18 protein-coding genes are annotated in these 25,969 nt (G+C 46.8%); 9 read left to right on the forward strand and 9 right to left on the reverse strand.

The genetic code is table 11. From position 1 onward, the window contains the following. Positions 1–67 precede the first annotated feature (67 nt). Positions 68–490 (forward strand): hypothetical protein, encoded by a 423-nt coding sequence (locus tag NCI00_RS11710; protein WP_253527690.1) that lies wholly within the window; start codon positions 68–70, stop codon positions 488–490. Here the strand turns inward: NCI00_RS11710 and NCI00_RS11715 are convergent. The 4 genes from NCI00_RS11715 to thiL form a co-directional block, all read right to left on the reverse strand. Continuing rightward, positions 472–1,680, reverse strand: a complete 1,209-nt coding sequence (locus tag NCI00_RS11715; RefSeq protein ID WP_253527692.1) for a M28 family metallopeptidase — start codon at positions 1,678–1,680, stop codon at positions 472–474. The genes NCI00_RS11710 and NCI00_RS11715 overlap by 19 nt on opposite strands. Then, on the reverse strand, positions 1,665–2,411 hold the full coding sequence (locus tag NCI00_RS11720) for a hypothetical protein (protein WP_253527694.1): 747 nt from the start codon (positions 2,409–2,411) through the stop codon (positions 1,665–1,667). Before NCI00_RS11720 ends, NCI00_RS11715 begins: the two co-directional genes overlap by 16 nt. A gap of 145 nt (positions 2,412–2,556) precedes the next feature. Then, entirely contained in the window at positions 2,557–2,970 is a 414-nt protein-coding gene (locus NCI00_RS11725) for a cytochrome B (protein ID WP_114461686.1), read from the reverse strand. A 51-nt stretch (positions 2,971–3,021) separates the two neighbouring features. After that, a complete protein-coding gene (gene thiL / locus NCI00_RS11730; protein ID WP_253527696.1) occupies positions 3,022–4,062 on the reverse strand; it encodes a thiamine-phosphate kinase in 1,041 nt (346 codons plus the stop codon). A 194-nt stretch (positions 4,063–4,256) separates the two neighbouring features. On the opposite strand from thiL, the gene msrA reads away from it, so the two are divergent. The 5 genes from msrA (at position 4,257) to NCI00_RS11755 (ending at position 9,037) form a co-directional block, all read left to right on the forward strand. Continuing rightward, positions 4,257–4,910, forward strand: a complete 654-nt coding sequence (gene msrA / locus NCI00_RS11735; RefSeq protein ID WP_205319134.1) for a peptide-methionine (S)-S-oxide reductase MsrA — start codon at positions 4,257–4,259, stop codon at positions 4,908–4,910. A 354-nt stretch (positions 4,911–5,264) separates the two neighbouring features. Further along, entirely contained in the window at positions 5,265–5,930 is a 666-nt protein-coding gene (locus NCI00_RS11740; protein ID WP_166558440.1) for an ABC transporter ATP-binding protein, read from the forward strand. A gap of 29 nt (positions 5,931–5,959) precedes the next feature. Continuing rightward, positions 5,960–7,285, forward strand: coding sequence for a TolC family protein (locus NCI00_RS11745; RefSeq protein WP_253527698.1), 1,326 nt, complete (start codon positions 5,960–5,962; stop codon positions 7,283–7,285). 171 nt (positions 7,286–7,456) lie between these two features. Continuing rightward, complete coding sequence (gene lgt, locus NCI00_RS11750) at positions 7,457–8,320, forward strand: prolipoprotein diacylglyceryl transferase (protein ID WP_253527700.1); 864 nt, start codon at positions 7,457–7,459, stop codon at positions 8,318–8,320. A 108-nt stretch (positions 8,321–8,428) separates the two neighbouring features. Then, complete coding sequence (locus tag NCI00_RS11755) at positions 8,429–9,037, forward strand: transposase (RefSeq protein ID WP_166558443.1); 609 nt, start codon at positions 8,429–8,431, stop codon at positions 9,035–9,037. Positions 9,038–9,167: 130 nt separating this feature from the next. Here NCI00_RS11755 and kynU read toward each other — a convergent pair whose 3' ends face one another. The 5 genes from kynU to NCI00_RS11780 form a co-directional block, all read right to left on the reverse strand. Next, complete coding sequence (gene kynU, locus NCI00_RS11760; protein WP_253527703.1) at positions 9,168–10,472, reverse strand: kynureninase; 1,305 nt, start codon at positions 10,470–10,472, stop codon at positions 9,168–9,170. An 83-nt stretch (positions 10,473–10,555) separates the two neighbouring features. Further along, positions 10,556–11,002 (reverse strand): thioredoxin family protein, encoded by a 447-nt coding sequence (locus tag NCI00_RS11765; protein WP_114461646.1) that lies wholly within the window; start codon positions 11,000–11,002, stop codon positions 10,556–10,558. Between the two features lie 83 nt (positions 11,003–11,085). Then, positions 11,086–12,822, reverse strand: coding sequence for a 3-keto-alpha-glucoside-1,2-lyase-like domain-containing protein (locus tag NCI00_RS11770; protein ID WP_253527705.1), 1,737 nt, complete (start codon positions 12,820–12,822; stop codon positions 11,086–11,088). Positions 12,823–12,879: 57 nt separating this feature from the next. Continuing rightward, positions 12,880–17,313, reverse strand: coding sequence for an Ig-like domain-containing protein (locus NCI00_RS11775; protein ID WP_253527707.1), 4,434 nt, complete (start codon positions 17,311–17,313; stop codon positions 12,880–12,882). A gap of 87 nt (positions 17,314–17,400) precedes the next feature. After that, complete coding sequence (locus NCI00_RS11780) at positions 17,401–20,367, reverse strand: serine hydrolase domain-containing protein (RefSeq protein WP_253527709.1); 2,967 nt, start codon at positions 20,365–20,367, stop codon at positions 17,401–17,403. 291 nt (positions 20,368–20,658) lie between these two features. Here NCI00_RS11780 and NCI00_RS11785 point away from each other — a divergent pair, with 291 nt between their 5' ends. The 3 genes from NCI00_RS11785 to NCI00_RS11795 are packed head-to-tail and all read left to right on the forward strand — an operon-like array spanning position 20,659 to position 25,899. Then, on the forward strand, positions 20,659–23,454 hold the full coding sequence (locus NCI00_RS11785; protein ID WP_253527711.1) for a TonB-dependent receptor: 2,796 nt from the start codon (positions 20,659–20,661) through the stop codon (positions 23,452–23,454). 42 nt (positions 23,455–23,496) lie between these two features. Next, the gene (locus NCI00_RS11790; RefSeq protein ID WP_253527713.1) at positions 23,497–25,275 is read left to right on the forward strand and encodes a beta-helix domain-containing protein; all 1,779 of its coding nucleotides are present in this window, start codon (positions 23,497–23,499) and stop codon (positions 25,273–25,275) included. A gap of 45 nt (positions 25,276–25,320) precedes the next feature. Beyond that, positions 25,321–25,899 (forward strand): hypothetical protein, encoded by a 579-nt coding sequence (locus NCI00_RS11795; protein ID WP_253527716.1) that lies wholly within the window; start codon positions 25,321–25,323, stop codon positions 25,897–25,899. Positions 25,900–25,969: the final 70 nt, after the last annotated feature.

Below are 25,969 nucleotides of genomic sequence, written 5' to 3' on the forward strand. Positions count from 1 at the left end.
CAAGAGCACTAAAAGGCATATAATTGGGCGTTAATAAACTATAAACAGTTACAAAAATTCTTTGTATATGAAAATTTATAGATGTGTAATGCTATTTTTTATGGTTTTTATTTTCACAAAAAGCACAAGCCAAAACAAAATAGATACAAGTAAAGCTAGTATTGTTCTAAAACTTTCTTACGCACCATTTGTAGGTGAAACAGTTGTTTTTGGTAAGATAATAACTACTAGCGATAGCTTATTTTTTAATACAACCCCTTGTAATGAATTGGCAAAGAAACTATCCCCCGTTTTTCCTTGCAATGCGCATCTCATTAAGCCAATTGGGGTATCATTCAAGGAAATAAAGAAAATGAAGCGGAGGGCTTTCTTATTTTTATTTCCTAACCGGCTGTTCATTCAGACAAAAAGCAATGATACTTATCTTTTCATCACTTACAAAAGGCGATTAATTAAAAGAAAATACCAAGCTTATTTGGATAGTGTGTAGCTTTTTTTGTCAAGTGCAAGGGCCACGGCCTTGGCCAAATCAATCGCCAAAAGCATGGGTTGGGTATCTACGTGGTCTAGGGTGTCTTCGGGGCGGTGAATGTGGGGCATAAGCCCGTTTTCATCCAATGCCGACAGCGTGACGCAGGGAATGCCCGCGCGCACAAACCAAGCGCTGTCAAAATCGGCCGTGTGCCAGCTGCCCGTGCTTACTTGGCCGAAATGACGATTGTTTTGAATAATGTTAATTGCCGATTGAGTGACGATATTGTCGTATTCAATCAAGGTCATGCTGCCCGTTTGGGTAATGACTTTTAATTGCCCGCTGCCCAACGTGTCAAAATTGATGAGGTATAAAGAACCATCAGTTAGCTGTGATTGTCGCTGAAGGGACTTCCAATAGTAATAGGCACCCACCATTCCTACTTCTTCGGCGTTGGTGAGTACGATTTCAATCTCGGTGTTTTTGAGCTGGGTTTTGAGGTGTTCGGCCGTTTTCAACGCCGCTACTACGCCCGTGGCGTTGTCGCTTGCACCATTGGTATAGCCTTTTTGCCAAAAAACCGCCGTTCCCAAAATCGCCTGCCCGACAAAATACATCGAAAGCAGTATTCGAATCACCAGCAGGTAATTATTTTGGGGTAAATGATAACTCAGACCCACAATCGGGACGGCCAGTGCCATCAGTACCATAGAAGCCCGAATGGAATTGCGAAACCCATCTTTGGACTGACGACTGTACAACGACGACACGGGTGCCGAGTCGTAATGTGCCATCAAAATGAGTTTACGTTTGGCAGTTGGGAGCGAATGCCTTCCAATGATATTTTTGGCTTGGACCAAAGGCGGCAGAAAAAGAAAGATAGAAGGACGCCAGTCAAAATAAAGCAGCCCGTTGATGGCAAATAAAGCGACCAAAATAACCGAAGCCCACCCAAGCCATTGGATGGTTAGTAACCCAGTAATAAGCCCACCAATGAGCCAATAAATAACGGGAAGATAGGTCGGAGGGGTTCGGAATGACTGAAAATCAACCGAAAATTCTGCTTTTTTTAGTTCATTGACAATGATTTCGGCCGCTTTTGCATTGGACTTGCTCGCGGCTCCCCGGTGAGGAAAAGCCGTCAGTTGTTCTAGCAAAAGGAGAGGGTCGGTTGGCATAGATTCACCGAGGGCTATTTGATGCGCCACTTGGGAGAGATATTGTATCGTATTCCAATCCCTGCGGTAAAACCAGCCCCGCGCGTCACAAATTCGGCATTTTCAATGGGCTCCTGATTATTTTTAATCGATACTTTCACGTTGGCAATACTCGTAAGGCCCATGACCTGACGGGCATATACGCTCAAGGTCCACCGTCTCGACATGGCCCAGTTGAAACTAGCCGCCAACTCAGCGTTGATGGAGTGTTGTCGAAGTACACCTACCGAGCCTGAATAAACGAGGGAGTCGGTCCACGTATGCCCACGGGTAGTGATTACGCCGTTGAATGTTTTTTGGCTTATTTCGCCATTGGCCCATACGTATTGCAAGCCGCCGCCCAAATGGGCTTCAAGTTTGTCATAAAATACCCGAGCGCGCCAATTGGCCCGCAACGGAAACGACATAAATTGCATGGGATTGGTGCCAATCGCGCGGTTGGTCTGATAGAGATAAACGAGGTTGAGCGGTAAAGAATAGATGCCCGTTTCGACCGACATATAAGGGTTAACCACTCGGCCTACTTTCATGCCGTACATGGGCATAATTCCCGACCCGCCAGGGTTATATTTGCTGAGCTCTCCCGCAATCATGCGCGTTTGATTACTGAAAATCCCGACGTCTGTTCCGACATACCAATGTCCTCGGAATAGCTTGCTCTGACCAAATCCCGACAATGCAAACAGACATACCAATCCAACTATCGCGTAGCAGTGTTTCATGGGTAGGCAGGGTTAATGACCTGAATGTGTGGCTAATATACGAAGTTTTGAAATTCGGGTTGCAAAAAAACACGGTATTATTTAGCAAAAAGCATTAAAAATAATGAAGGGCCGCTTTTCAGCAACCCTTCGTTGTTTTTAATATTTAAAACCAACCGCCACCTAGGTTGCGGAAAGGCCACGGGATAGAGATCAAAATAAGGAGTAATGCCACCAGATAAAAGGTGAAAACTTTGCCGTGGTTCAACTTTTTTGCTTGCGCGTGGCCGATGGTAATCAGCACGATGGCAACCAACATTCCGACGATGTGCTCGACGGTGTAAAAACGATAAACTTTATCGCTCATCATGTCAAAGCGCACTTTTACTCCCCAGTCCAACGCGTAGAGAACCAGCCCGATGAGCAATTGGGTATGCGTGGCAATCATGGCAAACAGATATACTTTAGAATAGGGCGCATTGGGTTGGCTGCGTTTGGTAAAAGCGGTGTAAATCGCGGCAATCAGAAGCGCAAGAACTACGTAGCGAAGGCCCGAATGGGCGCGGACAAGAATTTCCATAGTTGGTTGTTTATGTATAAATGAATAAAATGCAGTGTTTAAAAAAAAGATTTAGGATTGTTGATTGGTCAGGTGTTGCCAGCCTTGGGCTTTTATTGGAAAACGACTGCCGCCTTTGGTTACCAGTTCTACGTTTTTCGGGTCGTTGGTCATGAATCCAGCAAAGCTGATGTGGGGCGAATTCTTGATTTTCTCGTAATCTGACTGCTTAATGGTAAACAGCAATTCGTAGTCCTCGCCACCGTTGAGGGCAATGGTCAACGGACTGATTTTAAACTCATCGGCGGTCAAGAACGTATCGTCGGCAATGGGCACATTTTCTTCAAAAACCTGCGCTCCCGTTCCCGATTGGTTACAGAGGTGCAGAATCTCAGAAGCCAATCCATCCGAAATGTCAATCATCGACGTAGGCACCACCCCCGCTTCCAAAAGTTCATACACAATGTCCGTCCGCGCTTCGGGCTTGAGTTGACGACCTACCAGATACGATTTATCTTCCAATTGTGGCTGCATTTCAGGGTTTTCTAAAAATTCCCGTTTTTCTCGTTCCAACAGTTGAAGCCCCATGTAGGCCGCGCCTAAATCGCCCGTGATACAAATGATGTCGTTGGGCTTGGCTCCGTTTCGGTACGAGATTTTGGTTTTATCGACGACTCCAACGGCCGTCACAGAAATCAACAAACCCGAGCGCGAAGACGTAGTGTCGCCGCCGACCAAATCCACTTTGTAGGCTTCACAAGCGGCCTGAATACCTGCGTATAGTTCGTCGATGGCTTCCACAGAAAAGCGATTGCTCAGGCCAATGCTCACCGTCACTTGACGAGGAATACCGTTCATGGCCGCGATGTCGGAGACGTTGACCGCAATGGCCTTGTAGCCCAAGTGCTTGAGTGGTACGTAACTAAGGTCAAAGTGGACACCTTCTACGAGCATATCGGTCGAGACCAACAAATACTCATCGGTGGCGGTATCAATGACAGCGGCGTCGTCGCCGATGCCTTTTATGGTTTGGGGAAGCACAGGCGTAAATTGCTGATTTATACGCTCAATCAGCCCAAATTCACCTAGTGTTGCAAGTTCAGTTCTAATCATTTTGAGGAAGATGTCGGATGCCCGACATTTGGTGTAAAGTAATAAGTGAAAGTTTGCATTACAAAACTTTTCGGTGCAAAGTTCGTTAAAAGAATGGCTTTTCCCGTATATCCAATGAATCGTTTTTAAACCCATTAACAACGGCAAAGCTCCGTAATCAGAACTTAATACTTACTTTTTTGTTAGAAATAAATATGAAGACAATCATCAAAAAACTCATTTTCGGCACGTTGACGTTGTCATCACTTAGCTCGTGCGGACAGTCAGCCAAAAAGATTGAACAAATGGAAGAAAAATCAAAAACCCTCACGGGGCTGGCCACGGCCACGTTTGGTACGGGCTGTTTCTGGTGTACCGAAGCGGTGTATCAGGAAATGGAAGGCGTTGAGTCGGTAGTGTCGGGGTATTCGGGTGGATTTGTGGAAAACCCGACCTACGAACAAGTCTGTGGAAAAGCTACGGGCCATGCCGAGTGCGTAGAAATCAAATACGACCCCAAAAAAGTGACCTATGCCGAACTTTTGGAGGTGTTTTTCCGGGTGCATGACCCAACCACCAAAGACCGTCAGGGCAACGACGTAGGGCCGCAGTATCGTTCGGTGATTTTTTACCACGATGCGGAGCAAAAAGCCTTGGCCGAAAAAGCCATCAAAGAGCTCAATGCCTCAGGTGCTTTTAGCAAGCCGATTGTGACGGAAGTATCCAAAGCCGAGAAGTTTTACGTAGCCGAAGCCTATCACCAAAACTTTTTTGCCAACAACCCCAACCAAGGCTACTGCGCATTTGTCGTAGCGCCCAAAGTGGATAAGTTTAAGAAAGTGTTTAAGGAGAAGTTGAAAGCGCATTAATTAGCCTCTCTTAACGTGATTTCACAAGAAGCCCGATTCGTCGGGCTTTTTTGTGTAAATAATGCACCTCTTTTGATCGGTATATCTCCCACTACCGCCTAAATAATGGCATAGAAGAGCAAAATATCGCAATAGCTCTCAACCAAAAAAACCAAAATAAGTAACTTTACGGCTTAAAAAATCGCACAGATGCGGGGTTTTGGCTTCGTCCGCAGGCGTACAAATATTGTCCGTTTTCGGACGATTTTGTGAAGATAAAATAAATCAATGTGCTGATTTTCAGTAATATGATAAGTTGGCACAACTCGTGCAAAATACATTACATTATCCTTAATATTACTTACCAACAGGTCCATGATTCAGTTAAAAGGCATTTCAAAGCATTATCCGGCAGGTTTTGGAAAAACGTACGTATTGCGTAATATCAATTTGGGAATAAATGAGGGGGAATTTGTCTCCATTATGGGGCCGTCTGGCTCGGGAAAATCCACATTGCTCCATATTTTGGGGTTGCTGGAAGAGCCTTCGGAAGGAGAATACCTGTTTTTGGACGAAAAAGTAGACAAACTCAGCGAAAAGAAGCGCACTGAATTGCACCGCCACCGCATTGGGTTTGTGTTTCAGGCCTACCATTTGATTGACGAACTGACGGTGTACGAAAACATCGAAACGCCACTGTTGTACAAAGGAACCTCGTCGTCGGAGCGCAAGAGTCGGGTGGCCGAATTGTTGGATCGTTTTAACATGGTTGCCAAAAAAGACTTGTTTCCCAGCCAGTTGTCGGGTGGGCAACAGCAATTGGTGGGCATCGCGCGGGCCATTGTGCATGAGCCTAAAATCATTTTTGCCGATGAGCCAACGGGGAATCTGCACTCCGAGCAAGCCAAAGAAATCATGGAATTGTTTAGAGAACTCAATCAAAAAGACAAAGTTTCCATCGTTCAGGTGACGCACTCAGAGGCCAACGCCGAATACGGAAACCGGGTTATTCGACTGAAAGACGGTTGGGTTTCAGAATAGTCATTTGTTTATTGTTAAAAGAAATTTTCATGTTACAGGTATCTAAAATACGGTTTGCAATCATTGGGATGCTGTTTTTTGCCTTGAATGCAAGTGCCCAAAAAACGTTGACCTTGCGGGAGTGCGTTGAATTATTGACAAAAAACAACCTCACCTACCGTGAAAGCCAGTTGCAGGCGCAGAATGCAGGGGCTCAATTGCAACAAACGAGGTCGCAGCAATTGCCGCAAATCGGATTCAGCGCTGGACAAAACCTAAACTTCGGTCGTAGTATCGACCGTTTTACCAATGCTTACATCGACCAGTTGTACAATACCAACGGGATTGGTTTAGGCTTTCAGGTTCCGTTGTTTCAAGGATTTCAAATTCAGCATCAAGTGCAGCAAGGTATTGCGCTGCGCGACGCTGCCCTGAAAAACCAAGAGGCCATCCTTAATCAGCAAATCATTCGGGTGCTTCAGGCATACGTGCAGGTGCTGGCCACCAAAGCTCTATACGATGCCGCGCAGCAGCAGGTGGCGTCGTCGCAGCAACAGGTCGATCGGGTAGAAAAGCAAGTAGCTGCAGGAACCGTGGGTCAAAATACGTTGTACGAAATAAAGGCGCAGTTGGCCAATGATAAATTTGACGAAGTAACTGCGCGCAACAACGAGCAGTTGGCAAAATTGACGTTGTTTCAGTTGATGAACATTCAACCCGAAAAAGACGTAGTGCTCGAACCCATCGCCGACGCAGCCACCGCCTTGAGTGTAACTCCCGCCGCCGACGCTATCTATGAGGAAGCGTTGAAGTTGTTTCCAGAAGTGAAAAGCAGTGAGCTGCGTTTGAGCAGCTTTGCGAGTCAGATTCGAGCGGTGAAAGCAAACAGCCTGCCTTCGTTGAATCTTTCGGGAAATTTTGCCGCTTTTTACGCGTCGTCCAACTCCGAGCGTAGTTACTTCAAACAATTGGATGCTACCCGCAATGGCTCACTAAGTTTGGGTCTAAATATTCCCATCATGGGGCGTTGGCAGGTTCGTCCTCGCGTGGACGTGGTTAAGGCGCAGCAAGAGCTGGCCCGCAATCAGGTAGATGGGGTGAAACAACTTTTGCGTCAGTCTATCGAACTGGCGGTGCAGCAGCTAGATGCCACCACCGACCGCTACGCTGCCGCGCAGAGTCAGGTGGAATCTTTACAGGCCAACTTTTCGGCGGCCGAAAGCCGCCTGAATGCGGGTACCATCAACGTGTTTGAATATACCCTTGCCAAAGCAAATCTGGCACGGGCGCAGGCAAATGCCATTCGCTCACGCTACGAATACGCTCTTCAGCGTCAGATAATTGAATTTTATCGGAAAGGTAAATGGGAGTTTTAGGGATAAACGGTAAATTAGTAAATAGTTAAAAGCTAGCTAATGGTTGATTATCAGTGGTTTGTAATTAACTTTTAACTTTTCGTTCCTCATAATTATGTACTTCTAATAATCTTTCTTGATTTTTGTGAAGGTTTTAATATCATTGATACCTTCATTCAAAATCGGTCACTTATGTTTGGCTATATTATCTGGGATGTAAATCCTGAAATTTTCAGTATCGGCAGTTTTTCCATTCGTTGGTATGGTTTGTTGTTTGCCTCTGGTTTTTTGGTGGGGCAACGCATCATGACGCATGTTTTTCGCAAGGAAGGAATCAAAGAAACGTTGTTGGATTCGCTTTTGCTCACCATGGTTATTGCCACCGTTTTAGGGGCGCGTTTCGGGCATTTTTTGTTTTATGAACCCGAAGTATTACTCAAAAATCCACTGCAAGTCATTACGCCTCCTTTTGCTGGTTTGGCCAGTCACGGAGCAGCTATCGGTATTTTGTTGGGGTTGTTTATTTACGCCCGCAACAAGAAAATGAGTTTTCTATGGGTGTGTGACCGCATCGTGATTGTGGTGGCCCTTGCAGGTTGTTTTATTCGCCTCGGCAACCTGATGAATTCGGAGATTGTAGGGAAAGTGACGGACGTTCCTTGGGCGTTTGTGTTTACCCGCAACTATGAATTTACCCAGTACCCGCGTCACCCGGCGCAGTTGTATGAGGCCATTGCTTGCTTGGTGCTTTGTTTTATATTATTTCGGTTGTGGAGCCAACGTAAATCGCAGACACCTCAGGGAATGTTGGTCGGAATCTTCCTGATTTGGGTGTTTGGGCTGCGCTTCGTGATTGAATTCTTCAAAGAAAATCAAGTGGCTTTTGAAAATGAACTTGCCTACAACATGGGACAGATTTTGAGTATTCCGGTCGTATTGTTAGGCGTTATATTTTTAATCTATGCGTTGAGAAACAAAGATAAAAAGCAGGTGACTTTTACCGACAGCGCCGCCGAGGAGGCAAACCGCGCAGAGTCGCAGGTGGCCAAATCATAACCGCTCAATAAATTTAACTTATTGGGCGTAAAGCAGGTGCATAAAAAATGTAATTTCGGGGGAACATGTGTTCCCCTTTTTTTATTCATAAACCTAAAATAGTAGCAAATGAAAACGATTAAACTCCTCGCGATTTTCCTGTCTTTGGCAGTTCTGACTTGGAATTGTGCCAGCAAAGATGCCGAAGAAGAGGCGAAAGAAGAACCTAAAAATGGCCTAGAAGCCCTCCAAAAACTGGGTGAAGAAGCCGAAAGAATGTCGAAAGAAGGCCCTAAAGAGACGGTTGACCCTAAGTTGTTGAAGGAGTTGCTACCCGCAGATGCCGATGGCCTGAAACGCAAGGAGGCATCGAGCGAAAAAAGTGCTGCGATGGGTTTTGGGGTTTCGACCGCCAAAGCTTCTTACCGCGATGACAACGGACAGGATATTGACGTAAATATCACCGACGTGGCGGGAATGGGCGTGGCGCTGATGGGCATGGCAGCGTGGTCGATGGCTTCGATTGACAAAGAAACCGAAACGGGCTACGAAAAAACCACCGAATACAAAGGCCACAAAGCGTTTGAGAAATACAATACACAATCCAAAAATGGTGAAATATCGGTCATTGTCGCCAATCGATACATTGTTCAGGTAGAAGGCCGCGATGTGGATATGGATAAAATCAAGTCTGTTTTGGATGACATTGACTTGGACAAACTGGCGGATATTAAGTAAGCCCGCAGAAGTAAGGAGTGAGAATAAATGTACATTTGGAAAAAGGCTTTGAAAGGTAAATCCTCTCAAAGCCTTTTTTGTAATCAATGTTTAGACTTTAGTCAGACCATTGATTACAAAACCAATTCAATTAAGCCTGAAACTTCCCATAATTTTCCAGTGCTTCACCAACTTTCCACACATCTTCAAAACGATTATATAAAGGAATCGGGCTAAGACGGATGCAGTTGGGCTCGCGCCAATCACCAATGATTCCCTGCGCGGTTAAGTAATCAAAAACTTTTTTGCCTTCATTGTCAATCAATAACGAAAGCTGACAGCCGCGTTGGGCAGGATTGGAGGGAGTCATCAGGCGGATTTTTTCCGTTCCTGCTTTTTGATTGATGCGTTGAATGATGACTTCTAAAAAGCCCGTTAGCTCCACACTTTTTGTCCGTAAATTTTCAATTCCAGCTTCTTCAAAGAGTGCCAACGACGCCCGATGAACCGCCAACGCCATAATGTTGGGCGTGCTTAATTGCCAGCCTGCCGCTCCTTGCATGGGCACAAAACCTTTGGTCATTTCAAACCGTCGAGCTTCATCGTAGCCCCACCAACCAGCCAGTCGTAGCACCGAAGCATCGTGGTGCTTTTCGTGAACAAATACGCCCGATACTCCTCCCGGGCCTGAATTGAGGTATTTGTACGAACACCACACCGCAAAATCTACCCCCCAGTCGTGCAATCGGAGCGGGACATTTCCCGCCGCGTGCGCCAAGTCAAAACCCACCATGATGCCGTATTGGTGCGCCAAAGCGGTAATGGCTTCCATGTCGTAGACCTGACCCGTATAATAATGCAGACCGCTCATGCAGACCAACGCTAGCTCATCGGCATTTTGGCGAATAGCGTCCAACAAATCTTCAGTACGAACGGTGTATTCCCCTTCTCGCGGCGCTACCTCAACCAGGGCTGTGGCTGGGTCATAGCCCCTAAATTTCAGGTGGGTTTCAATGGCATATTGGTCAGATGGAAAGTCACCCGCTACCGTCAAGACTTTATAGCGTTGTGCCGTCGGTTGATAAAATGACGCCCACATCAAATGTAAGTTGACCGTCAGGTGGTTCATCGGACAAACCTCTTCGGGAAGAGCTCCCACTATTTTGGCCAATGATTGTTGACAATAGCGGTGGTAGCTGAGCCACGATTCTTCCCCCTCAAACCATCCTTCCACTCCGTAGTTTTGCCACGTGGTAAGTTCTCGGTCAATGGCTTCCCGGGCAGATTTGGGTTGCAGTCCTAAGGAGTTGCCGCACAGATAAATCAACGGTTTTTCATTGTGTTGGGGATGGTAAAACCGTTCGCGAAAGTTGCGTAAGGTATCCTGCTGGTCTTTTTCCAACGCCCAATCGTGCAGTTCTTGAGAAGAGAGCGGAAGTAAATGTTGAAGGTTCACGTGGTTTTTGGTTTACCATTAAACAAAATAAAACCCCTTTGGTTGAGGCCAAAGGGGAAGAACGCACAGAATGTTGCAGGAAATTATTTTTTACTGGCTACCATTTTGGCAAACTTAATGAGCTCAGGCCCATCCATAGCGCCCAAATGCATGGTAACGACTTTTCCGTTTCCATTGATAAAAAACAACGAAGGATAACCCTCAATGGGGTACATCGTGGCCAATCGGGGGCCTTCGCCCTCTTCCATATCTTTTTTGATATTGATAAAATTAGCGTTGAAGTATTCGCCTACGTCGCTGCGGGTAAAGACGTTTTTCTGGAGCATTTTACAAGGGCCGCACCAACTGGTATAAGCATCAAAAAAGATTAATTTCTTCTCTTTTTTGGCTTTTTCAAGTGCTTTTGCCCAAGGTAACTCAACAAACTGAATGCCAGAAGCGGCGGGAGCTTTTGTAACCTTTGGGGTGGTAGCGGCAATGCCTGACAGCATCAGGAGGGCTATTGCTAAAGCAGAGATGAAGCGTTGCATTGGTATAACTGTTTTTGTTTTAAAGTATGTTTTGAATTTACAACGCAAATTTCGTGCAAAATGGTTTATTGCTTCAAGAAAACTTACCAAATCAAGGAATAATGCAATGAGCCAGTAAGCGGCAACAGCAGTTCTTGTTGTCCTTTGACGGTACGAACTACGGGCTTGTTTTTAGGGTCAATGCGCACATAATACCTTTGACCGTCAATTTCATACAGGCCTTTTTCTAACAATGAAATGCTCTTGCCCGCTACTAACCGAATGTATGTATTCGGCAAATTGCCAGTGATGGTACGGGTAAGCCCACCGTTTTCGGGGGCTATTTCGTCGGTAATGTCGCCATTGCTGGTATGGTAAGTCAGTGTGGGGATTCCTGCGGGGTTGAGGCGATAGCCTTTGAAAGATAAATCAACCGACGAATCGGGCCACGCAGCGTTTAGGTCATTCAACACGGCAAAGTCGGTTTGACCAGCGGTGAGGATGGCCGAGCCCATCGGGTGTAGAATCTGCGGTTCGCCGCGCTCGTACCACATCTCGGTTACGTTGGCAAATCCACCCTTCCAAAATTGCAGAATAGAACCGCGATTAAGGTCTAAGCTGTAATGAATGCCTTCGGGTGTGCCTACCGAAAGGCAATGGGTTCGCTTGCTTTTTTCGCCTTCGCGTTGAATGAACGAGCGCACCAATTCAGCTTTGCCATTAGCGGTTACTTCAATGGTAGGAATGGGCGTGGGCTCGGGTAAAGACGAAGTTACATGCAAAGGATACTGACGTACACCCTGCGTTGCCACAAACATTCCCAACCCAGGCCGACGCCACGTAAACTTATGGTGGTGAAGACGGAAGGGATGCAAACCTTTGGTTAAATGCACCGTAACGGGTACGTAGTTTTGGAGGAAGTCATTCCATTGGTACGGCAATACTGTTTTGCCATCAATCTCAAGGGCGGCGTTGGACATGTAGGCCAGTTGGAAGGTATAATCAGCTTCCTGCGCCACGTCTAGTTGGCCATCGTAGAGTAAATAATAACTGTTGTTTCCCATTCCCCATTCGCGGGTCAGAATAGACGTTGTGTCTTTTTTGAGAAGGTTTTCGGCCAGAAGTTCTTTGGGTTTATCATTTCCTGCTTTGTACAACTGGTAAGACAGCTTGCGTAACGCTACTGGGCGGGTATCGTTGAGCAACTGATAAAAGACGTTTCGGAAAGCGGCCATGCCCGACACTACTTCCAGCGATAGGGCCGTTTCGGTCGTTGGTGGAGCGCTAAGAAATGCATTTTCCTGAACGGTTACGCCGTTGAGGACCAGCTTTTCAATTTGGGCGGCGGTGGTTTGACCCGCTCTCTTAAATTGTACCGTTATGCTTTGCCAAAGGCCCGGGGCTTTGGCGGCATTTTGTAGGGGAGCCAATGCCCCGATACCCGCGCTAACGTTTGCGTCCAATCGAGGGCTTTTCCAACTGTCATTGAGTCGAATGGCGTAGCCTCCGGGAAGGGTTAAGGCAGCATTGGTGCCGGGTGCTAGCATGAACTCCATCTTGAGCACAATATCACCTACCCCAAGGGCAACGGCGGCTTTGGCTCCCGTTTTTCCCAAAATAAGGCTGGTGTTTTTGTCGGTAGAAGGAGTGGTTTTAACAAACGACGCTTTGTCTGGATGCAAGGTCACCGACCCCGCTGCTTTCCAGTCGCCCGATAATTGAAAGGGGGCGTTTCCGTCGGTGGCGAGTTGGGTCATGCCTTGGTTTTGGGCATTGAGCGAAAAAATCAAACCGGCCGCCAAAAGTAGGCAGCCGGTTTGGAAAGCAATACGTATTTTCATATTCAAGGAATGTCGGCGTTTTGTATATTATTAATCAAAAACGTGGACGTGTTATTTCTACTGTATTTTTAAGATTTTTCGTCGAGCCATCTGGCCATCGCGCTCGGCATTTAGGAAGTACATGCCGGGGGCTAGGCTGCTGAAATCCAGCTCATCTTTGTTTGACGTGGTTTGTTGACGTAATATAATTCGCCCCAAGCCATCAGTTACGGTCATCGAAACCGTCTTGCCCGTAGTACCGTCGATTTCGATGGTACAGCGAGCCTGAACTGGTACAGGATACACTTTTATCCACTCACTGCCGAGGGCAGGCTCTACGCCCAATACGGGGTCTACGATGAGCACAAACCGAGAGGTAGCAGGTCCGTTTCCGCAACCATTACTTATGGATACCACGCTGTAAGTATTGGTTTTGCCGGGTCTGACGGTAAATTCATACGGTGTAGCAGATGTTGAGAAAGTAGTGTCCTTTGTTGAAAGACTATCCCGATACGTGATGTTCCAAGGGGTTTCGCCCGTGAAGGCAATGGCCAGTTTAGCACTTTCATTTTCATAGATTCTGGTCGGTCCTGAAATGGTAGCGGTCGGCAATTCCCGTACATTGATTTGAACAGGACTTAGTTTTCCTTTTATCGTAAAATTATTTCCTGCTACCGAAGCTAGACCCACAATTCTCAAATAGTAAGTGCCACCCGAAGTAGCATTTGGAATGGTAGCTCTAACGGGGCTGTTGTTTCCTTCTGTCGGAATGGTTTGGAAACTAGCATCATCCATTGTTTTAGAAATCTGCACCCGGAATTGGGTACTGGAAGGGAAAAAGTCGGATGAGAAATAAGGAATCGTAAACGTTTGGCTAGCGCAAATGGTGGTAGCACTTGGATTTCCAACATCAATGGTGGCAATTTTTACCTGCACAGAAGCACTGCCCGCGGGGGTTCCTTCCCCGCAGTTGTTGGTAATTTTTGTAACGTTATAAATGGTTGATTCAAGAGGATAAACTTGAATCGTTACGGGATTCTGGGGGGTTGTGAATGTTGAGCCGTTGGAAAGCGTATACGTCCAAGGGCCTTGTCCCGTAAAGGCAATGGTTAAATTGCTGGGTTCTCCCTGTGTAATTGCGCCACCGCCCGTAAGGGTTGCACTAGGAAGCGGTTGAATCACCACCGTAATTTCCGCCCTTGGGCTTTCGCAAGTATTCGCACCAGTTTGTGTTACATAAAACTGGTAGGTTCCGGGCGTTTGGGTGGGTGGGATGTTAGGCGTATCTTGAGGTGTACCACCCGTTTTGTTAGTATTGTACCATTTTAATCTTTCTCCCGTTGCCTGAAGTGGCTGAGGCGTAGAATTTTGGCAACTTACTACTGGAATAGTACTCACAGTTGGTAGCGGAGTGGTACGAACGTTGACTTTGATCTCAGTACGTCCACCTCGGCAGCCGTCTAGCACTTGCAACACGGCAAAAGTTCCAACAAATCCTGCCTCGGTTGTAATCACAGGTGCATTGCCTGTTTCGTTGCTGTTGGGTAAAATCCACACCAAACTTTGTCCAGTACCTTCCAATTTAGCGTCCAATTGAACCGATGGGTCAAATTGGCAAAGCAGGTATTCTTGTTTTGGTACATTCGGAAAAGGAGGCAAAGGTTTGGTGGTAACCTGTATCTGAGTGCGTGGGCTTTCGCAATTGAACTGGTTTGTCTGCGTTACATAAAAGTTTGCAGTTCCTACGTTACCTGTTGAAGGCGTAGGAGCAAGGCCTGACCCTGTACCGCCGGTGGGTTCATTGTACCATCTCAAATTCTCGCCATTGGCCGACAAGGGTTGAGAATTGGCGGTATTGCAATAAAAGATTGGAGTGCTTGCACTTGGATTGCCAGGGGTTGGATTGACCGTAACCACCAACTGCCCCCGGGGGCTTTCGCAGGTGAAGCTGTTGGTTTGTGAAACATAGAAACTCGTTTGACCTGGAGTCGTTGTAGATGGCGTTGGGGCTGCGGTGTTAGAAGTGCCTCCTGATGCGTTGGTGCCGTACCATTTCAGGGTGTTGCCCGCATCGGCAGAGGCATTTAAAGAAACTGCGGTAGCATTTTGACAATACTGAATAGGGTTTACGCCCGGCCTGCCGGGCGTGGGATTGATGGTAACCGTAATTTGTGCCCGTGGGCCTTCACAGTTAAATCCATTGGTTTGACTTACGTAATAATTAATTGCCCCTGCATTAGCGGTATTGGGGGTGGGCGCTGTTGTAGTGGCTGTACCACCCGTGGCAACCGTGTACCACTTGAGGCTATTTCCAGTGGCAGTTAGTGGGCTGGCTCCGTAGGTTTGGCAATAGGGTGCTGGATTGGTGGTACTGGGAGCCAATGGCAATGGATTTGTAATTACGGCAATTTGCGCCCGAGGGCTCTCACACCCTGCAAAACCTGAAACAGCATACAGCGTCTGGGAAACGTAAAAATTGGCCGTACCAACGGTGCCCGTGGATGGCGTGGGGGCTGTTCCGCTGGCCGAACCGCCCGAGGCGGCTGTGTACCAGTTCACGGTAGCACCCGAACCCGTATTGGCGGTTAAAGCCACTGCGGGGGCATTTTGACAATAAGAAACCGGAGAACTAACGCCCGGGGTAGGTGTTACATAAACCGTGGTGGTGATTTGAACTTTGGGACTTTCGCAGTTGGCGGGTGAGCCTGAAATTTGCGAAACATTATAAGTCGTAACTGCGGTACTTCCTACGTTGGTGGAAGGTGTGGGGGCGGTTGTTCCGATAAAGGAAGCTCCATTGTACCAGCGAAGCGTATTGCCGCTGCTCGCCGTCGCCGCTAGAGGGGTTGCGGAAGCATCTTTACAGTAAAGTACGGTGTTTGTTGCCACAGATGGCGCTGCGGGGATAGCATTGATAATCACACTGATGGGAGCCCGTGAACTTTCACAGGTATTGCTTATTTGACTAACATAATAGGTCGTCGTGCCTACACTTGCAGTGGAGGGTGTTGGGGCGCTTGGGCTTGATGAGCCCCCTGAAGCGTTTGTTCCCCACCAGAGCAAGTTGGCACCGCCAGAAGCAGTAGCAAATAGCGGGCCTGCTCCTGTGTTAAGGCATAAGTTGACTGGTGAAGTGACCGACGGAGCGTTGGGGACAGCGTTTACTTGTACAATAACGCTGGTCCGAGGACTGCTTTCACAACCTGTTGTATTATTCTTTTGGGTAACATAATACGTTGTCTGGCCTGTTGAGGAAGTACTCGGAACGGTTGCCGTCGTTGAACCGCTCCCTCCCGAAGATAATGTTCCGTACCAAAGTAATGAATTCCCGCCCGAGGCGTTGACGTAATTGCCCAATGATGTGGCGGTTCTGTTTTGACATTCATTAATCGGTAATCCTACCGAAATAGAAGGAGGAGCGGTGTAATTGACCGTAACCGTCACTTTGGTACGTGGCACAAACTCGCACCCAAACGAAGTGGCTTGCGTTACATAATATTCCGTAACCGTAGTGCTGTTGACGTTGGTATTGGGAGTGGGAGCCCCGCCAAGCTGGGTTGAATTGTTGCTTGCGTACCATCTTATGGTATTGCCCGAGGTAGGGGTCGCACTTAATGCAGAACCAGACTGTCCTTGGCAATAAACAACGTTTGTGTTGGTGGCAGGGGCGGTTGCAGCCCGTTGATTTATGTTAACAGTGATGGTGGTGCGGTTACTTTCGCAACCATTTACCGTTTGACTCACGTAATAAAGTTGCGTTCCTGCTCCACCTGTATTGGGCGTGGGAGCGGTGGTACTTCCTGTTCCGCCTGACGAAGTGGTGTACCATTTCAAATTACTACCGTTTGCCGAAAGTGGCCCTGGCGTATCTCCCTGACAATAATTGAGGGTGCTTTGCGCAACGGTTGGGGGAGCGGTAAAAATGACATTGACGGTAATTTGGGTGCGGTTGCTTTCACAACCATTGACGGTTTGACTCACGTAATAAAACTGCGTTCCTGCACTACCCGTATTTGGAGTGGGGGCGGTCGTATTTCCTGTTCCTCCCGAAGCAACGGTGTACCACTTTAGGTTACTCCCAGTAGCGCTTAACTGCGAAGCGGTAGCTCCCACGCAATAATTAACCGTCGTGGATGGAACCGTAGGGTTGGAAGGTGGGTTGCCTATCTGCAATGTTTGGGTGCTGGCAGCCGACGTGACCATTCCTGATATTACCCGAACTTTAAATCCGTTACCTGTGATATTGGGAAGGGTCGCCGAAACAGGGCTACTGGTACCAGTACCGATATTGATGGGAGACGCAAAACTGCCCGCTGAGTTTGACAGCTGTACCGTAAACGTCGTAAGTGCACTGGTAAACGTCACTCTGATGCTTGCACTGGTACAAAAATCAGACGTTGGTACGTTTGAGGTATTATTCACGGTTACGTTCGTAATCTGCGCTGCGCCAGTAATTGCTAACCCACAGACCAGTAAAGTGGCACAGCTGAGAATAAGTAGTTGTTTTAACATAACTTAAATTAGAAATAGGTTTTTTTTGTAAAAAACGCTCAAAATTAGTGCTTTATTGAAAACAGTCCTCTTTTCTGACCACAAGATTTATTTTCCGGTAATATCCATGGACTGATAAACATACTCGTGAATCCGTCGCCGAATCTTCTGCCGATTGATTTCATTGTTTTCGGCATTAGGGTGAACACGGTTGGAAAGAAACACAAAAACGAGGTCGTATTTAGGGTCTGCCCACACCATTGTGCCCGTAAAACCTGAATGCCCAAACGAGGCAGCGGAGGCGGAAGGAGCTACATAATTGCTTTCTCCTTTGGTAGGAGCTTTGTCCCAACCAAGCCCCCTGTGGTGAGCCATATCGTACATTTTTGTGAACAATGGAACCGTTGCATCCTGAAAATAACGCCGGTCGCCGTAGAGCCCTTTTTGTAAATTCATCTGCATCAAAATCGCTAAATCATAGGCAGTGCTAAACAAACCCGCATGACCTGCCACGCCGCCATAGACCGCCGCCATCTGGTCATGTACCGTACCGCGCAAGAGCTGGTTGCGGTACGAAAAATCGCTTTCGGTAGGGGCGATTTGCGTTTCTGGAAAGCGTTCTAACGATTTAAAGCCTGTTTGCATCATGCCCAGAGGTTCGTAAAAATTTTGCTGCAAAAACTCGTCAAGTGGCTGATTGGTGACGCGTTCGACGATTTTCTGTAACATTAAAATGCCTAAATCACTGTAAACAAAAGAATAACGACCTCCAGGCTCCCGCTTATTGTGGAGCGGAGATTGAATCACCCATTTCCAAACCGAATCTTTTAAGGCGGGTTTGGCAAATAACTTAGGCGCGATTTGCATTGAATATACACTGTCGCGCAGTGAACTGTAATATTCGGTCATCAGGCCACCTCCTCCCGTTCTGGTTCGTTCCCAGAGTTTAGGATAAAAAGCCACCATCCCTGAGCGGTGCAGTAGCAAGTCCTCCAAAGTGATCTGAGATTTGTTTGTCCCCACTAACTCAGGCAAATAGTGTGCCGATTTCTGTTTTAGGTCAAGTACATTTTGTTCTTGCAGGTACATCACGGCCTGAAGGGTAGCTGCTACCTTGGTGACCGAGGCTACATCATAAAGAGATTCATTCTGAACTTTTTCCGTGATTTTGTCATAACTGAGGGTTCCGTAATTTTTTTGGTATACAATCCGCCCCTTTCTCGCCACCACCACCTGACACCCCGGAAAGATGCGCGCATTGATAGAGTTCTGAATCAGGGTATCCATGCGGTTGAGCAGTAAACTACTCATGCCTACTTGCTCGGGCAAGCCCAGCGTCATGCGGTTGAGGGTGGTGGTTTCATACCCCGTTCCTATTTCGTATTGGCCTTCAATAGAGACGGGCAATTTTCCTTTGAAAGGCAGCGCCCCGAAGATTTGCTGCGCGGCGGTTACTTCCAAATCAGCCAGATTTTCGTACGCACACACCACCGCCGAGGTGGCAGGAAGCTGCTTAAGGGCGTAAGGTGTGGCAAACAAACTGACAATTACTTTGGCTTTTTGCTGTAATCTCGTAATCAATTCAATCGTAGCGGGGGTAATTACAAACGGTCGGTTAAAGTTCCGCCGTGTTTCGTGCAGACTTACAATAACAACGTTGGCATCGCCGACCTGCGTGAGCAAACTCTCCACTTCTTCGTTGGTGGTGGGTTTGTCGGCGTACATGATGTGTTTGAAGGGAGCGTAGCGACTTAGGGTTTGCTGAAACTGATTGATACCGCCACCGCCGATGGCGATAGATGCAAACGCGCAGGTATCAACGGCGCTGATGGGCAGAAGTTGGTTATCGTTGCGAACCAGCGTAACGGCTTGCTCGCACAATTCGCGCGAAAGCGCCCGCACTTCGGCTTTTTGGATATCGTCGTTCAAATGCTTCATCACAACGGGCCGGGATTTATGCAAGCCCATCCAGTATTTAGCCCGAAGTATTTTGTGGACTTTTTCGTCAATAACATCTTTGGGAATGCGCCCTTTTTCTACTTCTATTTTAATCCTTTTAATGGACTCGGCGACGTGCTCGGGGTACAATAAAATATCATTTCCTGCCAGTAGGGCTTTTATGTTGGCATCAACAGCGGTGCGTCCCCGCATCACCCCTTGCATGTTCATGGCGTCGGTGAAAACCAGCCCTTGAAAACCCAGTTTATTTTTAAGTAAATCAGTGACTATTTTTTCGGAAAGAGAGGAGGCGAGAAAAGGCGTATTGTCAAGAACGGGTACGTATAGATGCCCCGTAATGATGCCCGTGAGGCTGTCGGCGATGAGCTTACGGAACGGATAAAGGTCGGTCTCCTCCAAGCGGTCGCTGGAATGCGAGAGAACAGGTAAGGTATAGTGTGAGTCGGAATCTGTATCGCCGTGCCCTGGAAAATGCTTGGCGGTGGCGATGATGCGTTGATGCTGGAGGCCTTTCATGTAGGCGGCGGCTTTGTTGGTCACATTGTCGCGGTCTTCGCCAAATGAGCGCAGACCAATCACGGGATTACGAGGGTTGCTGTTAATATCGGCAACGGGCGCAAAGTTCACGTTTACCCCTAATCGTTGGCACTGGCGGGCTATTTCCAAGCCCATTTTATAAATGTATTGATTGTCCTGAATGGCCCCCAAAGTCATTTGTTTGGGAAAATCTTCGATGCTATCAAGCCGCATTCCTAAGCCCCATTCGCCATCAATGCCAATCATCAACGGCACGTTTGAGAGCGCCTGATAACGATTAATCAGGCTTGCCTGTCGCGCAGGACCACCTTTAAAGAAGATAAGCCCCCCAACTTGCTGATTTTTAATCAATGCATCGAAATGGCGATAGTAAGACTCGCTGCGGTCAGAATGCGTGGCGAGCATAAAAAACTGACCTATTTTTTGTTCGAGCGTAAGTGATTTAAAAACACTATCGACCCATTTACTTTCAGCAAATATAAAAGTGCCCCTCGGTGTGTCATTTTTAAAACTTGTCACGCCCAGTAGGCAAGCAAGAGTACACCCCAAAAAGGAGGTGCTAATCAATATTTTTTTCATTAGGTGTTGGTAAATACTGACAAAAATAATAAAAAATAAAGTTATGACATCCTAAAAAAATAGTACAAAACTCATTTCAAGGGTGAAAGAGGTTTTGGGGCGAATTATCCTGTATCGGTATTAGTAGGTAGTTGGTTTTGTATGTAAATATTTGATATTCAATTGTTTGTTCTTCGGGTTTTAATGGTAATCTACTCTTAATGTTGGCTTAACATTGGCATAATATTGTACCCGTACTTTTGCACCCGACAAAACACTGATATGAAAGTTAAATTTAAACATTACAAATCCATGAGCAGATTACTCATATTTGCTGCCATTATTTTTGTTTCGATTCAGTCCTTTGCCCAGTCGGGCACCGTTCGAGGCACCATTACCGATGCTAAGAATAAAGAAACGCTCATTGGGGCTACTGTAAAACTTGCCGGAACCCAACTTGGGGCCGCCACCGATATTAACGGTTTCTTTTCCATTGCCAAAGTCCCCGCGGGTAAGTATACATTAGAAATTACCTACGTTTCTTATAAAACGGAAATCATTGAAAATGTGTCTATTGAGGCCGACAAAGTAACCGAAGTCAATACGGCCCTTTTGGAAGCCGCCGCTACGTTACAAGAAGTGAGAGTGGTAGCTACCCGCCAAACCAACACGGAAGTTTCGGTCATCAGCGAAATCAAAGCCTCCCAGAATATCGTCAGCGGGATTTCGTCTCAACAAATTGCGCGTACCCTTGACCGCGATGCAGCGCAGGTGGTGAAACGTGTACCCGGAATTACCATCGTTGGCGACCGTTTTATCAATATTAGAGGATTAAATCAGCGTTATAACAACGTAATGCTGCACAATGCCTTCACGCCTTCGATGGAAACGGACGTGAAGTCGTTTTCATTCGACATCATCCCGAGTTCACAAATCGACCGTTTGTTGGTATTTAAAAGCCCAGCGGCGGAATTGCCCGGCGAGTTTGCGGGTGGAGTCGTGAAGATTTTTACCAAAAACATTCCCGACCAGACGAGCATTACGTTTGATTACAGCACGAGTTTCCGTCAAGGAACGACGTTCGGGGATTTTGATCAACCTGAGCAGGGCAAAAACTACTGGACGGGTTTCAACAACGGCTACCAGAGTATTCCGAGCAGTTTCCCTAATAAGAACCTGAATTTCGCCACGCCGGCTGAATTAGAACTGGCTGGCCGCGCCTTACGTAATAACTGGACCGCACAGCGCACATCGGCGATTCCTGACCAACGTTATTCGTTGACGGGCAACTTTAAACTACAAGCAGGAAACGTGAGAATCGGCAACGTTACAGCGCTTACGTATAGCGACAGCCGAACTGCTTTTGAAATAACGCGCAAAGACTTCAACGAGAGCAACAACAACGTACAGTCGGTCATTTATAACTACAACGATGCCCAGTCTAACCGCAATATTCGGGTGGGTATTTTGCACAACTGGTCGGTAAGATTTAACGAAAATCACTCTATTGATTTCAAAAACCTGTACAATCAACTGAGCAATTCGAGCACCGTAAACCGTACAGGACGCAACCTTGAATCCAACTTCTCGCCCGATAGCTATTCTTTTGACCAAGTGTATCGTGGAATTTATACGGGGCAATTGTTGGGAAAACACGAGTTTAACAACGATAAAACGGTGGTTGACTGGGTTGTAGGTTATAACAACGCCTACCGCGACCAACCCGACTATCGTCGTTACCGGTCCGATTTGGATGAATCAAACGGCCAAAGAACTCTTTATGTGCCCCTCGGCACGGCGGCGGCCTTTTTCTTAGGTCGTTTTTCTTCAAAAATGAATGAGAGTGCGGTAACGGGTGGTGTAAACCTGACGCATAAACTGGCAACCAAAAACGGTTCGGATATTGAGCTGAAAGTTGGTGGTTATTATGAAGATAAAAGCCGTGAATTTAAAGCCCGCAACTTAGGCTATGTGCGCACCAGTCGTACCAATCCCGATATTTTGAGTGGCTCAATTACGCAATTGTTTCAGCCTCAAAACATTAACAACACCGACGGAATTCGGATTGACGAACAAACCAACAACAGTGACTCTTACGATGCTGACAATAGCTTAATTGCCTTTTACGGTTCGGCGAACATTCCTCTGTCGAAAAAATTCAACATGATTGCTGGGGTACGTTATGAAGCCAACACGCAACAATTAAAATCAGCAACCATTAACGGAGACCCTATCAACGTAAGTTTTCCCGTCAATAAGCTGTTGCCGTCGCTGAATCTAACGTATAATTTCTCCGAAAAAACATTGATTCGGGCTGCCTACGGACGTACCCTCAACCGCCCCGAATTCCGCGAATTAGCGCCGTTTGCCTTCTATGATTTTGATTATAACATTGTTTACAAAGGAAATCCAGATGTTCAAACGGCCAATGTTGACAATTTTGACCTGCGCTACGAGTGGTACCCCACGCCCAATGAAGTGGTGAGTATTGCGGGTTTTTACAAGTATTTTACCAATCCCATTGAAGTAATCGTAGTGCCGGGCGCTGGCTCGGGAGGGGCAAAGACGTTTACGTTTGCCAACGCCAAAAGCTCTGTAAGCTCAGGTTTAGAATTAGAAATTCGCAAAGGACTAGGCTCGCTTGCTCCCTCTCCCATCTTGCAAAACGTGAGTTTGTTGTTCAACGCAGCCTTGATTTTCAGCCGCATCAAGTTAGGTACTTTAGGCTTAGGCCAGTCTGACGACCGCCCATTGCAGGGTCAATCGCCGTACATCGTCAACGTGGGCTTGAACTACAACAATCCTAAGTCTGATTTTCAGGTAAACGTGCTCTATAACGTCATTGGACGCCGAATCTTTGCCGCAGGTTTTGAAGGTTACCCTGATATTTATGAAATGCCCCGCAACGTATTGGACCTTACATTCTCTAAAGCAATCGGAGCGCGTTGGACGGTGAAAGGTGGGGTGACTGATATTCTGAACCAAACCAACGTGTTGTTGCAGAATGGCAACGGCGACAAAAAATTTGACCGTAACAACGACCAATTAATCCAAACGTATCGTCCGGGACGAATGCTGCAACTGGGCTTCTCTTTCCGCATTCTATAAGTTTTATGCTTTAACCATCAAGTAAGTCAATTATCCCAAACTATGAATATGTTTAAATCCATCAAAATGTTGCGAACGATAGCGCTTTTGCTGTCAACCGCAGTAATCTTCAATGCCTGTAAAGAAGAGGAAGAAGTTTTTCCTGCACCGACCATCGCGGCGGGTGCCGCCGCAAACGCCAAAACAGGTGATGTTGTAAAAATTACGGCTACGCTCAACGCTCCTGGCGGTTTGAAAACATTGACCGTTTTGAAAAATGGTCAAACATTTGAAAGCAAAGCACTTACGGGTGAAACAACGCTTTCTTATACCAAAGATTATACGGTAGAAAACTTGCCAGTAGGGTCTACGGTTGTGTTTACATTTCAAGCCACTGATAGCAAAGACCAAGCTTCTACGATTGCTACGCAAATCGTTACGGTTTCGGCCGTTCCGAGCAAGCCCATCGTGGATGTAAGCGGTACTTTAGAAGGAAACATCAGCTGGACAAAAGGGAATATCTACCGTCTGAAAGGATTCGTTCGGGTGGGTGAAGATGCCAAAATTGACGGAACCCCCACTAAAACGGGCACGCTGACCATTGAAGCTGGTACGGTGATTATCGGTGAGCGCTCTTCAAAAGCAACGTTGATTATACAGCGTGGTAGCAAAATCATCGCCAACGGAACCGCCGATGCCCCGATCGTATTTACCTCTGAGCGTGCCATTGGCGAACGCGAAGCGGGCGACTGGGGTGGTTTGGTTATCTGCGGTAGAGGTTTGAACAACTTGACCACCGGTGGTGTAAAAGGAGTAGCTGAATTGGAAGGCCAATACGGCGCATTCCACGGCGGAACCGACAATGCCGACAATTCAGGTTCATTGAAATACGTTCGGGTAGAATACGCTGGTATACCCATCAACCCCAACCAAGAAGTAAACTCGTTTACGTTTGGTTCGGTCGGAAGTGGCACTACCATGGAATACTTGCAGGCATCTTACGGCGGCGACGATTCTTTTGAGTGGTTTGGTGGTGCCGTTAACGGTAAATATTTGATTGCTTACCGTGGTTTGGACGATGATTTCGACATTGACAACGGTTTCAGCGGAAATTTACAGTACGGAATCGGTCTTCGTGGTGCGGCGGTTGCTGACCAGTCTGGTTCAAACGGTTTTGAAATCGACAACGACGGAAGCGGTACTGCCAATACGCCAGTGACATCGGCTACTTTATCGAACTTCTCTCTGATTGGACCAAAATTGGACAATACAACCGCCATCAGCGTTCAGTACCAAAACGGTATGCACTTGCGTCGTAATGCCCAAGTGAAGATTCATAATACCGTTGTAACGGGCTTTCCTAATGGTGTTTTCATCGACCCAAGTGGCGCAGTTTCTACGTTACAAAATGCCGCCGATGGAAAATTGGTGTTGAATCGCGTGGTGGTTTCTGGCGTAAAAAGCTGGGGTTCAAACAGCTTCGGTGCTGGTGCAGGCAACCCTAACGGTTTTGCGGTTCGTGATGTAAATACCGCTACTACGCCAGTAGCCCTTGCCAACATTGGTACGCAAAAACCATCTGAGTGGTTTGCGGCACAGCCCGGCAACAAAATCTTGACAGATTGGACGCTTACTGGCCTGAGTAATACCCTGTTTGTGGCAGGTACACCTACCTTTACGGTTGGTGCTTCTGCTGCGGAAACTTTAACCAAAGGTGGTCAAGCTCCTGCGGGTGCTTTCTTTACAGCGACTGATTTTATCGGCGCGTTTAAAGACATGGACTGGACTGCTAAATGGGCTAACTTTAATTCGGGCACGACGGATTATACCAAAGTGCAATAATTAGTATATTTCGGGAAGTCATTTAAATTCGACTTCCCGAAACTTATGAAAACACAATTTTCAACCGCGTTCTTTCTTTTATTTATTGCTATTGGAGCAACTGTTGGTGTTGTAAGTTGCAAAGACGGAGACCCTTACGATGTAAGTGCGTATTTTTCTGAAAATGAAAAAGATACGCTGCTCGCCAACATCATTACTTACACCAGTCAGTATGCCAAAGGAGCTACCAACGCTACCCGTTTTGAACCACGTTTTCGCAAAGAATACGTGAGTCGCTTGGGGCAGTATAAGTTTGAAGGTTACTTTGTTGCGCCTGATTCCACGCACTACTTTTTCATCAACCGCCCTGTGGGCAGTGGCTATTACAAGCGTGGGGTGGGAGGTAAGTTTAAGATGGGCAAAAATCTAATGCCTATGCAGTACGAAGAACTATGGTGTACACCTCATTTTAAGAGTGACAGTTTGGTGTTGGAACGAGGTGAGTTTTTGTTTAAAGCAATGATAAAAGAAGGAAACATTGATAAGTATGTGACCATGAAGCATTACGTGGAGTGGCCAGATTCGACTTTGGTTTATGATAAAAAGATAAATGAATGGGTTGTGCCGGCCAAAGTACAGCCTTAACATAAAGAATTCATATTGGTGTCAGATTATAAAAAAAGCCGAGGACGACTGTTCTCGGTTTTTTTATGGA

This window comes from Runella salmonicolor, from assembly GCF_024158025.1.
GTDB classification, from domain to species: domain Bacteria; phylum Bacteroidota; class Bacteroidia; order Cytophagales; family Spirosomataceae; genus Runella; species Runella salmonicolor.